Source organism: Pseudoalteromonas aquimarina (genome assembly GCF_049257255.1).
In the GTDB taxonomy this organism is placed as follows: domain Bacteria; phylum Pseudomonadota; class Gammaproteobacteria; order Enterobacterales; family Alteromonadaceae; genus Pseudoalteromonas.
Map to the genome: position 1 here is coordinate 14,184 of NZ_JBMMUG010000002.1, position 11,961 is coordinate 26,144.

The 11,961-nt window shown below is 39.8% G+C and carries 11 protein-coding genes; 7 read left to right on the top strand and 4 right to left on the bottom strand.

Going from position 1 to position 11,961, the window contains the following annotated elements:
• The first annotated feature begins 2 nt into the window (after positions 1-2).
• The gene (locus AAEU29_RS04900) at positions 3-1,313 is read left to right on the top strand and encodes an ATP-binding protein (protein WP_421972315.1); all 1,311 of its coding nucleotides are present in this window, start codon (positions 3-5) and stop codon (positions 1,311-1,313) included.
• A 166-nt stretch (positions 1,314-1,479) separates the two neighbouring features.
• Entirely contained in the window at positions 1,480-2,829 is a 1,350-nt protein-coding gene (locus tag AAEU29_RS04905; RefSeq protein WP_421972316.1) for a sodium-dependent transporter, read from the top strand.
• Between the two features lie 54 nt (positions 2,830-2,883).
• On the opposite strand, the gene AAEU29_RS04910 is transcribed toward AAEU29_RS04905, so the two are convergent.
• A complete protein-coding gene (locus AAEU29_RS04910; RefSeq protein WP_421972317.1) occupies positions 2,884-3,336 on the bottom strand; it encodes a GNAT family N-acetyltransferase in 453 nt (150 codons plus the stop codon).
• Positions 3,337-3,390: 54 nt separating this feature from the next.
• The gene (locus AAEU29_RS04915) at positions 3,391-4,134 is read right to left on the bottom strand and encodes a sporulation protein (RefSeq protein WP_274762373.1); all 744 of its coding nucleotides are present in this window, start codon (positions 4,132-4,134) and stop codon (positions 3,391-3,393) included.
• A gap of 137 nt (positions 4,135-4,271) precedes the next feature.
• Between AAEU29_RS04915 and AAEU29_RS04920 the strand changes: the two genes are divergently transcribed.
• The 5 genes from AAEU29_RS04920 (at position 4,272) to AAEU29_RS04940 (ending at position 8,681) form a co-directional block, all read left to right on the top strand.
• Positions 4,272-4,961, top strand: a complete 690-nt coding sequence (locus tag AAEU29_RS04920) for a DUF3313 domain-containing protein (RefSeq protein WP_421972318.1) — start codon at positions 4,272-4,274, stop codon at positions 4,959-4,961.
• A gap of 56 nt (positions 4,962-5,017) precedes the next feature.
• Entirely contained in the window at positions 5,018-6,604 is a 1,587-nt protein-coding gene (locus AAEU29_RS04925; RefSeq protein ID WP_421972319.1) for a cation:proton antiporter domain-containing protein, read from the top strand.
• Positions 6,605-6,704: 100 nt separating this feature from the next.
• The gene (locus AAEU29_RS04930) at positions 6,705-6,956 is read left to right on the top strand and encodes a hypothetical protein (protein ID WP_421972320.1); all 252 of its coding nucleotides are present in this window, start codon (positions 6,705-6,707) and stop codon (positions 6,954-6,956) included.
• 38 nt (positions 6,957-6,994) lie between these two features.
• Positions 6,995-7,210 carry a DUF3820 family protein gene (locus AAEU29_RS04935; RefSeq protein WP_038640770.1) on the top strand — a complete coding sequence of 72 codons (216 nt, stop codon included), beginning with the start codon at positions 6,995-6,997 and terminating at the stop codon, positions 7,208-7,210.
• Positions 7,211-7,229: 19 nt separating this feature from the next.
• Complete coding sequence (locus AAEU29_RS04940; RefSeq protein WP_421972321.1) at positions 7,230-8,681, top strand: aminoacyl-histidine dipeptidase; 1,452 nt, start codon at positions 7,230-7,232, stop codon at positions 8,679-8,681.
• Positions 8,682-8,695: 14 nt separating this feature from the next.
• Here the strand turns inward: AAEU29_RS04940 and AAEU29_RS04945 are convergent, their stop codons facing one another.
• Positions 8,696-9,700 carry a sterol desaturase family protein gene (locus AAEU29_RS04945; protein ID WP_421972322.1) on the bottom strand — a complete coding sequence of 335 codons (1,005 nt, stop codon included), beginning with the start codon at positions 9,698-9,700 and terminating at the stop codon, positions 8,696-8,698.
• A 53-nt stretch (positions 9,701-9,753) separates the two neighbouring features.
• On the bottom strand, positions 9,754-11,961 hold the full coding sequence (locus AAEU29_RS04950; RefSeq protein ID WP_421972323.1) for a TonB-dependent receptor family protein: 2,208 nt from the start codon (positions 11,959-11,961) through the stop codon (positions 9,754-9,756).

An 11,961-nucleotide genomic window follows, 5' to 3' on the forward strand; every position in this document is an offset into this window, starting at 1 on the left:
TAATGAAAAAACTGTATATCAGCCTGATCACAGGTGCGTTAATTTCATCCTTTATCCTTGGCTGGCTGATAGATTCTTTGAGTGCACCAACGAGTAATCAAGATAACTTTAAAGTTGAAAAGCAGATTCTCGCAGGGGTTGTGTCAGAAATAAGCCAACATCCGGCTAGTGAACATCAAGCTTGGTTAACGCACTTTGCAGCAGCAAGTCAATTTAGTTTAAGTTATCACAATAACGCCGAACTGGCCTTACCTATTGAGCTTCACTCACAGCTGCTTATCCCAGGCGGCATCACCTTAGAAGATGAGTTAGGTTTTTATTTAATTCAAACCAGTGAAGCATTAGCTGATCACCACATTCAACTGCGCGTTGAAAAGCCTCCGATGCCAACAAACCGCACCGATTTATTCTTAACTGTAGGTTTTTACCTCGGCATTTGTATTTTTATGTGGTGGTGGCTAGCGCCACTGACTAAAAGGCTGAGTTTATTGAACAAGGCAACCGCGCAATTTGCCAATGGTAATTTAGACGCCAGAATTAATTTAACAGGCCTCAGTTATATACGCGAGCTAGAAACCAGCTATAACCGTATGGCCGACCAAATTCAGCAATTAATTGAAGAAAATCAATTGTTAGCGTCAAGCATGTCGCACGATATTCGCACGCCACTTGCCTGTTTGCGCTTTGGCTTAGATGCTGCCATTGATAGCCAAGATCCGAACAAAATTAAACATTATTTAGCTCGTATGGAGAGCGATTTAGATCAAATGGAATGCATGCTAAATAGTTATTTAGAATATGCCACCCTTGAGCAAAAGTCTTATCAAATATCGCCAACCTCAATTTCGAGTTCAGAGCTATTCGAAAACTGCTTTTACCAAGTGGAGCATAAGCTTAATGCACAAGGTATTCAGTTAGAAATAAAAACTGAAAACCAAGCACTTTACGTTGACCCCCATTGGCTCGCACGTGCAATCGTTAACTTATTAAGTAATGCAACCGATTTTGCAAAAACGAAGATTATCATCAGCACAACACAAACCCATGCAGATACCTTTATCGAAATTGAAGATGATGGTCCAGGAATTGATGATGCCAACCTCGATAATGTTTTGAAGCCTTTTTTTCAGCAAGAAAGCCATCGAAATCGCGCCGCTAAAAACTATGGCCTTGGCCTTGCTATCGTCGCGAAAGTAATTGCCTGGCATTTTGGTGATATTAAAGTGGCTCGTTCGAAAGAACTTGGAGGTGCAAAGTTTACTTTACGCCTACCCCATCGCTGTCATTTGAAAAATAAAACAGGCACTTGGTAAGCATTTACATAACAAACTAAGAGCTTACTGCTTTTTAACTAATTAAAAATGCTAACTCTATGTTTACAATTTTTTAAATCAATTGATCTAAATCAAGCAAACTCACTCTATTAATTTATTTCAATTTACAGTAGATTGGGCGGCAAATTAATAACGAGAAAAATATATGGGTGCTTCACGTGGAGAGTTTACCTCTCGACTAGGTTTTATTATGGCTGCAGCCGGAAGTGCTGTTGGTCTTGGCAACATTTGGGGATTCCCGACACAAACAGCAACAAATGGCGGTGCTGCTTTTGTTTTAGTCTATTTAATTTTAGCGTTTTGTTTAGCCTACCCTGCTTTTATGGCAGAAATTTTAATTGGTCGTTATGGTCAAGCAAACGCCGTTACTTCATTAGAAAAAATCTCACGTAACCAAATACAAAAACGCTTTGCCTTTATTGTAGGTTTTGGCGGTATTGTGTGCGCGGCATTAATTTTAAGTTTTTATGGCATTTTAGCTGGCTGGATGACCTCTTATGCTGTTGAATCAGGTGCATCTATCATTGGTGCTACAAGCGTTGCGAAGTGGGCTGTGAGCGATAGCGTTGCTCGCAATATTTTCTTCTGTGCCGTGTTTATGTTTTTAACTGTAATTATTATCCGCAACGGTGTTGAAGATGGCATTGAAAAATGGTCCAAGCGTTTAATGCCAGCAATGATCGCACTTCTGGTATTACTTATTATCTATGTACTTACCCTTGATGGCGCTGAAAAAGGCTTAGAAGCATACCTTAACCCTGATATATCGCGTGTACTTGATCCTGATTTATTAATAAGCGCACTAGGGCAAGCATTCTTCTCATTGTCACTTGGTACGAGTGTTATGGTGATTTATGGCTCATATATTTCTAAAAAAGAAAATATGGTGACCATTGGCGCACAAGTAACGTTTATTGATGTCTCAATTGCCTTTTTGGCGGGTCTTTTAGTTATTCCTGCGATGTACGTTGCACTTGAGCAAGGGGTACAAATTTTCGCGGAAGATGGCAGTTTATTAGCAGGTCCAACACTTGTTTTCCAAGTATTACCTAGCCTATTTGATTCAATGGGTCAGCTTGGTGTATTTGTCAGCTTAGCTTTCTTTATTTTAATGTCGATTGCCGCGCTTACTTCGTCAATTTCTATGCTAGAAGGCCCTGTTTCGTACTTAGTTGAACGCCACAATATTGAGCGTAAAACAGCCACAACCTGGACTGGTATTGGTATTCTAGCTATTAGCTTTGTGATTATTTTTAACATAAACACCATGCTTGATTTTGTAGCTACGCTAGCAACAGAATATGGTCAGCCAATTATTGCAATGCTTTGCTGTGTTTTTGCAGGTTGGATTTGGCAGCGTAACTCACTTGTTGAAGAAATAAAGCAAGGTAACGAACAAATTGAATCAACACTGTTTTGGAAAATCTGGCCTTGGTATACGAAATTTGTATGTCCACTTGCTATTGCCGCTGTGTTTATTCACTCGTTTACATAATCAAAATGAAAAAAGCCGATGCATAACATCGGCTTTTTTGTCTCTTCTATACAACTAATTAGCAATCATATGAATATGCGGTATGCCATCTTCAAGGTACTGCTCACCTTCTACCTTAAAGCCTTGCGCTAAATAAAAATCCACTAGATAACACTGGGCTGAAATTTCAATACCAAACTCTGAAAAATGACTGGCACAAATATCTTTCGCAAGTGATACAACGGCTTGTGCTAAACCTTTTCCGCGATGAGATTGCTTAACCAATACACGACCAATAGCAGCACTGTTCTGATAACTTGTTTTGGGCGCTAAGCAACGTGCATAAGCCACTAACTCATTATTGTCATAGCCTAAAATATGACGTGTTTCATCGTGCATGTCTAAGCCATCGAGTTCCTCATATGGGCAGTTCTGCTCGACCACAAATACATCCACTCTTAGCTTTAATAACGTGTATAACTCAAGTGTGGTCAATTCATTGAATGTTTTACTGTAAAATTTAGTCATACCATTTTCCAAATAAAAAAGGGGCACTTGCCCCTTTTTACAATGCTTAAACTCTTAACCAAAAATATGTTCGAGCTGATCACAAATTTGGCTTAAATTTACCTGATCGTGTTCAATTGTTAAGTCTACATAACCATCCGAGCCGAACATACGGTCAATTTCAATAAGTACATGCGTTTTAAGTGCTTCAGGTACAAAAGAAAGCTCAACTTCTTTCGGGCCAAACACTTTTAAACCCGCTGGTTTGTATTCTAATTCCTGATAACAGCCTGAGGTTGAATTGAAATTTGCAGTACGTAAATAGCCTTTTTCAACATCACTTTTAACCAATTTGTAGCCCAATTTTTCCATTGCGAGCATAAAGGTTTTTACTGCTTCATTAGGGTAAACATAAACTGGGTCGCGATCTGTCGCATCAAGTGCAAAATCAATGTTTAAACCCGTAGCAATCCATACAACACTTTGATTAATACCTTGTGAGATTTCGGTAATAGGTGTTTCTGAATGAAGACGTGCTTCAAATGGAATGCGCAACTCTTCACCTGGCGTTAATGTACGCTGATCAACAATCGACCACTTTTCTAACACATGATCTGCAAAGTAATCGCCTTCATCTGATTCAACTTTTACTTTGGTCATTAGAGCTAACTCTAGCCCTGAAATATCCTGCTCAACATCACCTGCATTGATGATAACTTCTGCTGAAAACTTTTGCCCTGGCTGTAAATGCTCAGTATGTAGCACAGTATCCACTTTTGCCGCACCAATACCGATAGATGCGAGAACTTTTTTGAACATATAACTCACCTTGTTCTTTATACTTATATTGCATATTAACCATAATTTTTCATGCTTGTCAGTTAAAATTTACGTTGTTAAGAGCGGATTAAGTTAGCATTGCTATGATGCGCTTTTTTTTCATTCATAGATTGATTATGCATTTACACAAACTGCTCACATTAAGTACTCTTTTTTTGCTTTTAGTTGGTTGCAAATTAACCACAAAAGACATTGAAAATGGCTATTTACCAAGTTATCAAAATCTCACAACCCACAAAGACACCAACACAGGTTATCATCAACGTTGGGTATCAAGAGAAATGACGCGAAAAGTATCGCCATTCAAACCACAGGCGGTATACCTAGCGCCAGTTATCTATTTCCCACAGTTAGAGCAGCACCAACAAATTGATTATCAGGCAGCAACGAAAATACAACAGTATTTAGATATGCGAATGAAAACCATTGTTTCGCAGTATTTCCCTATTTCAACCACCAAGGGGAAAGATGTATTGGTGATTGAGCCCGCGATTACTGCGGTTAAAATATCGCTCGAGGATTTATCGCCCCTTGAAGTGATCCCCTTTCGTGCGGTTATTTCTGCGGTTAATTTATCGCTTGGTGGGCGCGACCGTGATGTAGAGATCCGCCTTGAAGCCAAAGTCAAAAATGGTTTAAACGATAAATTACTCGCCACTTCTGTTCATGGTGGGCAAGGTTTGCAGATTGAAAATAGTCACGAAAAACTTTCATTAGATCATCTAACTCAGTTAATCGAAAGCTGGTGCTTTGCGTGGGATCAACAACTAAAGGCTTATAAACGTAGACTGGACGAGAATGCATAGCGCACTACACTGTTTTTAGTTACACTCTAATTAACTGAGAATTAAAAAAATACCCCATGGAATTATTGTTTTACGCCACAGCCTTTATTTGTGGCTTTGTTATTTTACAGTTTAAATTACCGCCGCTAATTGGCTTTTTATGTGCGGGTTTCATTTTAAATATCGCTGGCTATCAAAGCAGCGAGCTGCTTGAGCAAATGGCCAATCTTGGAGTTACACTACTCCTTTTTAGCATTGGCTTAAAACTAAAAATTGGCAATCTAACCAAAGCACAAGTGTGGGGCCCTGCGACCATACATATCGTGTTATGTAGTTTATTATTTTGGGGTGCCTTACTTGGCTTTAGTTGGCTAAAACTACCTTTGTTCTCAGAACTGACAACACAATCAGCAGCAATTTTAGCGTTCGCGTTGAGTTTTTCATCGACCGTTTTTGCCGTTAAAGTACTCGAAGAACGCGGTGAAATGTCCAGCTTACATGGTAAAGTTGCGATTGGTATCTTAGTTATGCAAGATATCTTTGCGGTTGTTTTCCTTGCCGTAAGCACAGGCAAAGTACCCAACTATTGGGCCATTGCATTAGTGTTAGCATTGCCTCTGGTTCGCCCAGTGTTTTATTGGATGCTTGGTCGTTCAAAACACGGTGAAGTACTGCCTCTTTTCGGCTTTTTCTTTGCACTTGTGGTTGGTTACAATGCTTTTGAATTTGCCGGTTTAAAAGGTGATTTAGGTGCACTGATCATTGGTATGATTTTAGCGCCGCATAAAAAAGCGGGTGAACTATCTAAAGCCTTATTAAGTTTTAAGGATCTTTTCTTAGTAGGCTTCTTTTTAACAATTGGCCTAAATGCAGAACTAACCTTACATGCCCTAATGGTTGCCACCATTTTGATTATTGTGCTGCCATTTAAAATTTTACTTTATTACATTTTAACCAATGCATTTCATTTACGTGCCCGCACATCATTGCTTGGCGCATTTTCGCTTTCGAATTACAGTGAGTTTGGTTTGATTGTATGTGCGCTTGCAGTATCAAATGGCTGGCTCACAGGTGAATGGCTAGCAGTGGTTGCCATTGCGGTATCGATTACTTTTATTATTGCATCACCGCTTAATAAAAAATCGAATGAGCTTTATGTTAAGTTCGAAAATTACTTGCTGAAATTTGAGTCCAATAAGCGCCTTGCTGAAGAGATGCCGGTTAATTTGAATAAAACCAAAATTCTTATATTTGGTATGGGGCGTGTCGGAACCGGTGCCTATGAAACTATCGCGCAAACCTACCCTAACTCTGTCGCGGGTGTTGATATAAACCCTGAAACAGTTGAAAAGCACATTAAACGTGAACGTTTTGCTATTTTAGCAGATGCAACCGACCCTGATTTTTGGAATCGTATCAATCACTCAGAAGTTGAAATGGTAATGCTAGCAATGCCCAAGCACGCGCAAAATCTATTTGCGTTAGAGCGATTAAAAGCATCTGGATTTTCTGGCCAAGTAACGGCTATTGCCAATTACCCTGATCAACAAAAAGAACTTGAAGATATGGGTGTGCATACCACCTTCAACTTCTATTTAGAGGCAGGTAGTGGCTTTGCTGAGCACGTAAAAGAAAAAGTATTTTCTGCGACTGAAAAAGCGTAACTCACACTCGCCACGATTACGTTCGTTTACATTTTTGAAACACATTGCCATGTTGTTCGGGGTAATATTTAAGCAACAGTTTCCCCTGAATAACGTGGCTATGCATCAAAAAACTAAAAACAACGCGCTATCCTCTGAATTGCTTGAGTACATTAGTGATGAACTCGAATATCTCGATGCCGATTTTGCTAAGCTCACTTTTTATAATTTATTGCTCGACAAGCACGCAGTGCCAAAAGATCACGCGCTTCGTCATAATCCGCAACATCATTTACCGGTTGAAAAGCTCAATCTTTTATTGCAAGAAAAAGGGTTTAGACCGCTAAAACAGATTAAAACTCAGATTCACTAAGGTATACTAGTGGTGACTTTCACAACACCACTTTATGTATGCTTGCAGATAAACAAGCGTTGTTAGACGCTATCAATCAGCCCATGCCATTCGGTAAATATGCTGGCTGTCCACTCTTAAAACTACCAGAGCCTTACCTCGTTTGGTTTAAGCAAAAAGGCTTTCCCGAAGGCAAATTAGGGCAACAACTCGCATTAATATATGAAGTGAAACGCAATGGCCTTGAAAAAGTGTTAATGCCATTGCTTAAGTAATTATAAGGAACAGACTGTAATGCAACTCTCTCAATTATCACCGCAACCGCTGTGGCAAATTTTCGAAAAAATATGCAGCATTCCACATCCGAGCAAACACGAACAAAAGATTTCTGCATGGATCCAGCAATTTGCCACTGATCTTGGCCTTGAGGTTAAAGAAGACAAGGTAGGTAACTTAATCATCAAAAAACCTGCGACCGCAGGTATGGAAAATCGCAAGGGCGTTATTTTACAAGCACATATGGACATGGTGCCGCAAAAAAACAACGATAAACAACATGATTTTGTAAACGACCCTATTGAAGCCTACGTTGACGGCGAATGGGTAACTGCGAACGGCACAACCCTAGGTGCTGACAATGGCATTGGCCTTGCTGCAAGTTTAGCTGTGCTGCAAAGCACAGACATTAAACATGGTCCGCTTGAAGTACTTGTCACTATTGACGAAGAAGCTGGTATGACGGGTGCATTTGGTTTAGAAGCAGGTTGGCTTGATGGTGATATTTTACTTAATACCGACTCAGAAGACGAAGGCGAAGTTTACATGGGCTGCGCAGGTGGTATTGATGTAAATGTTGAATTACCAGTTGAGTGGGAAGCGACAGATTCAACTAAATCAGCTGTTAATGTATCGCTAAATGGCTTAAAAGGCGGCCACTCTGGAGTTGATATTCATCTTGGTCGTGGCAATGCCAATAAGCTACTTGTTCGTATGTTAAGCTTGCTTGAAATTGATTATTCAATAGCGAACATTCAAGGTGGCTCTCTTCGTAATGCAATCCCTCGCGAAGCAGAGGTGACATTAATAATTAATGAACAAGACAAAGCCCTATTAACAGCAGCCTTAAACAACATTAATAGCATATTTTTGTCGGAAATGAGCAAAGTAGAGCCAAATATCAAGCTCTCTGTTAGCGATGCGCCGCTGCCTGAAAAGCAACTAGCAAAAGTATCTCAAGCAGCAGTAATTAACAGCATCAATGGTTGTGTTAATGGTGTAATTCGCATGAGTGATACCATTGACGGCATCGTTGAAACCTCAACAAATTTAGGTGTTGTCGTCACCAAAGACAACCACATAAGTATTAAATGTTTAGTTCGTTCACTGATTGATAGTGCCCGTACAAATACACAGAATATGATTGCATCGACCTTTACGCTTGCTGGTGCAAGTGTCACCTTTACTGGTGCTTATCCAGGTTGGGAGCCAAAAGACGACTCTCAAATTAAAGATATTTTACGTGAAACGTACCAAGGTATGTTTGGCTCATTGCCTAAAATTATGGTGATCCACGCAGGCCTTGAGTGTGGTTTATTTAAAGATGCCTATCCGCATTGGGATATGGTGTCATTTGGCCCAACGATCCGGTTCCCTCACTCGCCAGATGAAAAAGTGAAAATCGATACGGTTGAGCCTTTCTTTAACCTGCTGGTTGAAGTATTAGGTAATATTCCAAGCAAAGCGTAAAAAAAAAACGAGCGTTAGCCGCTCGTTTTTTTAGTTTGTTTATTAAGGCGTAATTTAGTTACGCCTTTTTTAGCACTGCGCTTTAATGATTTGGCAGATTCAACAAACGGTTTCGTATAAATTGCGAAAAGTGAATCATGACCGCAATCATATTGCCCTACACCAATTGAAATTTTACCAACCTCTGACGCTTTAATCAGCGTGCCGGTAAATCTATCCCAAATCGCTAGTGCCGAGCCTAAGTTAGTATCAAAATGGATTGGGTTATCGCTATGGTGAATTTGATGCTGTGCTGGGCTAATAAAGATCCCTTCTAATTTATCACCCCAAGACAACCAAATATGCGAATGGCGTAAATTAGAGCCAAATAAATTAAACAAAAATACAAATACATTGGCGCCTAACACATCAAACATACTAATGGCGTCGGCAAAAAGATAATATCCTAGCCCCACAGCTGTGCCCTGCACAATCGCCATACGGCAGGCATATAAGTAGCTTTCTACGGGATGAGAGCGATAAATGGTAAACGGCGTAAGTACTTTGGCACTGTGATGAACTTTATGAAATTCCCACAAAAATGGAATTTTGTGCAGCGCATAATGAAGTAAAAAGCGCGTAAAATCATCAATAATGAAAAGTAAAAATGTAAAGAAGGTAATTATTTTCCACTTTGCTAATGTTATTGGTTCGATATGGCCAAATAACAACTCCAGAACATCACTTAATGCAATGGCAATGGGTGCCATGGTCAATACAATTGGGCCAAACAATAACGCTTTTAACAGCTTATTCACCACCCATAAGGCATAATCTTGCTTAGCGCTTTTTGCAAGCCATACCGACTTAGGAAAGAGAAACTTGATAAAACCAATTGGCGAGCGCTGACTTACCGCTGCAAAATAAACGGGTAATGCCAAAACCACCGCACTTAATAAATATATATAAAAAATGCGCTTGTTAGCATCGGTGAAGTAACTCGGTAGTTCACTTAAACTTTTAGAAAATATCTCTAACACATCAGTTCCTACAAAAAAGGGGCAAAATGCCCCTTAATCACAATACCAAAGAATTAGAATTGGTATTTATAACCAATAACAAACTGTCTTGGTTTGCTTGGTCTTGCACCATACGGCCGACGACTGACAATATATGCTTCATCAGTCAGGTTATCAATCTTACCATAAATGCGACCATATTGACCAAGATCGTAACTCGCTGAAAGGTCAACAATCAAACTTGCATCCGTTTTTACACCCTCAAGCGTATTGGCTCCTGCTGGCGCACCAATCACTTCACCAGCAACTTCCTTCATCTCACTTACGTATTTGAAATTAAGGTTGGTTTCCCAGTTGTTAGCGGCAAGACCAATTTCAAAATTCAATTGATGATCAGGTAAATAAGGTAATGAATCACCGGCTTCAACTTTGCCCCATTGCACAAAGTCAGAATCAATATCGTTTTGGAACTCAGATTTTGTGTAGGTGTAAGTAAAGCTATATGGCATATCAAATTGTGTGCTGATTGGATAGCTTTGTGCTAATTGTGCTTCCACACCATACACATTCACTTCACCACCGTTAAACTCTTGGTCTAACTCCTCATCAACACCACAACTTGATTGTGAACAGCTTTCTTTTAGATTGCTGTAGTCATTAAAGAAACTAACAATTTCAAAGTTAGTTGCACCATCATTAAAGCGGCCACCAAATTCGTAATTAACGCTCTTTTCAACTTCAATCTCTGAGTCTTGTTTTGGGCTACTCGGTACAAAGCCTTGATGCACACCAAAAAGAACACCTGCATTTTCAGTCAATTGATAGAAACCACTGACACCTGGTAACCAAATGGTCGTTGATTTACGTTGCCAGTCATCTTTATCAACAGTGTCGGTATAAAACATATCCATGTCTTCGCCACGCACACCTGCAGATACGGTTAAGTCACCAAACTTAACGGTGTCTTCAATGTAAATAGAAAGCGCTTCGGTATTCTCGATATTTTGCGTTGTAAACTTTTTCGCTTCTTCGGTTCTTAGCGCAAAACCATCGGTCATTGAATATTTTTCTTCGAAATGCTTACGCTCGATTTCATCTTCGTGGTAACGCACACCAAATGATAATTGATGGTCGATATTAAAGAGTGAGAAGTTGTAATCAGCATCAACTTGTAACCCTTGAGAATAATACTCGCGATCGTTAGTGCCCATTACCAAGAACATAGTATTAAAGCCAGCTTCAACAGAATTTTGTTGACCTGAAATCACATTGTATTCACGTTCGTAATAGAGTGGATCGGTCATAATATCTGACAGACTCGCATTTGAGCCTGTTAATTTGCCGAGTTTACGCCAAGCTCGCTCATAATCGTTACGATACAAACGTGTAGTCATCGAAAACACATCGCTTGATAAATTATGGGTAAACATAAATTGCGTGTGCTCAGTGTCCATATTCGCAGGCTGTGATGCGGCATAGCGGCGATATGGATTTTCTTTAAAGTCCGCTTCAGTTAAACCTAAATAGGTTTCATCTGAGTTTTCATCCGCGTAAGAAAGCTTAAGTTCAAAGCTTTGATCAAACTGTTCACCATCAAGCAAATATTTAGTTTTAAATAAGAAGTCATTTTTCTTAAAACCTGAATCGCCACCGTTATCGATTTCTTTAAAACCATCCGCTTGAAGGCGTACCGCTTCAACTAACACACCCACGTTTTTGGCGACTTCAGTACCAAAAAAGCCATGAGCTTTATGATATCCATCACTACCTGTCGCTAAATCTAGACCTGCGGTTAGTTCAAATGGCACTTGACGCGTTACCATATTTAACGCACCAGCCACTGTTTGAGGACCGTGTTTAATCGCAGCAGGGCCTTTAAACACTTCAACGGCGGTCATACGAGTTGTTACCGGAAAGTAATAAGCGGCAGCTGCTGAATAAGGCGCAGGACCAATCAGTACACCATCTTCAAGAATCGTTACTTTTTTACTACGTTCAGGTGTTACACCACGAAATCCAATGTTAGGGCGCAGACCATAACCATCTTCTTCACGAATATTCACACCTGGTACTTTGGCTAGTATGCGGTGGATATCATCGTATTCGTATTTTTCAAGTTCCACTTCTGAAAGCAGTGTTGCAGACCCTGATTCTGTTCGTAATTTATTGCCATGACTAATAATCGTTATATGCTCAATGTTATCATCATTGGCTTTCTTATCGTCGGCAAAAACTGGGGTTACATAACTTGCAATTGCTAATGCTAATAGTGTTTTTTTCAT

Coding starts and splice junctions, on each gene's coding strand:
- AAEU29_RS04915 (WP_274762373.1), bottom strand. CDS start 4,134: ATGTTCAAAAAAGTTCTCGCATCTATCGGTATTGGTGCGGCAAAAGTG.
- AAEU29_RS04930 (WP_421972320.1), top strand. CDS start 6,705: ATGCATCAAAAAACTAAAAACAACGCGCTATCCTCTGAATTGCTTGAG.
- AAEU29_RS04920 (WP_421972318.1), top strand. CDS start 4,272: ATGCATTTACACAAACTGCTCACATTAAGTACTCTTTTTTTGCTTTTA.
- AAEU29_RS04935 (WP_038640770.1), top strand. CDS start 6,995: ATGCTTGCAGATAAACAAGCGTTGTTAGACGCTATCAATCAGCCCATG.
- AAEU29_RS04910 (WP_421972317.1), bottom strand. CDS start 3,336: ATGACTAAATTTTACAGTAAAACATTCAATGAATTGACCACACTTGAG.
- AAEU29_RS04950 (WP_421972323.1), bottom strand. CDS start 11,961: ATGAAAAAAACACTATTAGCATTAGCAATTGCAAGTTATGTAACCCCA.
- AAEU29_RS04940 (WP_421972321.1), top strand. CDS start 7,230: ATGCAACTCTCTCAATTATCACCGCAACCGCTGTGGCAAATTTTCGAA.
- AAEU29_RS04925 (WP_421972319.1), top strand. CDS start 5,018: ATGGAATTATTGTTTTACGCCACAGCCTTTATTTGTGGCTTTGTTATT.
- AAEU29_RS04905 (WP_421972316.1), top strand. CDS start 1,480: ATGGGTGCTTCACGTGGAGAGTTTACCTCTCGACTAGGTTTTATTATG.
- AAEU29_RS04900 (WP_421972315.1), top strand. CDS start 3: ATGAAAAAACTGTATATCAGCCTGATCACAGGTGCGTTAATTTCATCC.